2 protein-coding genes are annotated in these 808 nt (G+C 43.2%); one reads left to right on the forward strand and one right to left on the reverse strand.

The genetic code is table 11. From position 1 onward, the window contains the following. A partial coding sequence (locus AC3G7N_RS20795; RefSeq protein WP_489424066.1) for an EcsC family protein occupies nucleotides 1-277 on the forward strand: 277 nt, incomplete at its 5' end. 22 nt (nucleotides 278-299) lie between these two features. Here AC3G7N_RS20795 and AC3G7N_RS20800 read toward each other — a convergent pair. Continuing rightward, the coding region (locus AC3G7N_RS20800; RefSeq protein WP_489424067.1) for an exodeoxyribonuclease III at nucleotides 300-808 on the reverse strand (509 nt) is incomplete at its 5' end.

The following is an 808-nucleotide window of genomic DNA, read 5'->3' on the forward strand; positions in this document are numbered from 1 at the left end:
GGCCTTTTCCAATGATGAAAAACGCAGGGAAACCCTCCGTATCATCGAGAATTGGGATGCGGAAAAGAGGAAACTCATGGATATGGACTGGCGCGTCTTCCAGCAAGAATACCGGGATTATATTGACCTGGTCAAGATGCTCCAGCTAGTCCCAGGGTTTGGCGCCATTGTTGGTGCATTTGCTAATCATAATTTACTAGATCGATTAGGTGAGACTGCGAAAAACGCATATCGCATGCGGTTGTTACAGGGGGACAGTCCCCGGCAAAGTAAATAACACGGGCTGTCTCCTCAACAACCTACTCCATTTCCAACACGATTGGACAATGATCACTTCCAGGTACCTGTGCATCAATTCTTGAGTCTTGTAATCGACTTGCCAGTCTGTTAGAAACGATAAAGTAATCGATGCGCCAACCGATATTCCTTTCCCGAACTGTTTTCATGTAGGACCACCATGTGTAAAGCCCTTCCGTGTCGGGATAAAAGTACCGTAGACTATCGACAAGTCCAGAGTCCAACAGTTTCGTCATTTTGCCGCGTTCCTCTTTTGTGAATCCTGAATTTCCGTGATTTGTTTTTGAGTTCCGCAAATCAATTTCCTGATGGGCAACGTTTAAATCCCCACATAAAATAACTGGTTTCACGTCATCTAATTGTTTTAAATAATTATAAAGGTTATCCTCCCATTCTAAACGAACATCAAGCCTTGCCAGTGTTCTCTGTGAATTTGGAGTATACACATTTACTAAATAGAATTCCTCAAACTCCATCGTAATAATTCTTCCTTCCGGATGGGCAGTTTCTT

Source organism: Virgibacillus carmonensis (assembly GCF_057836705.1).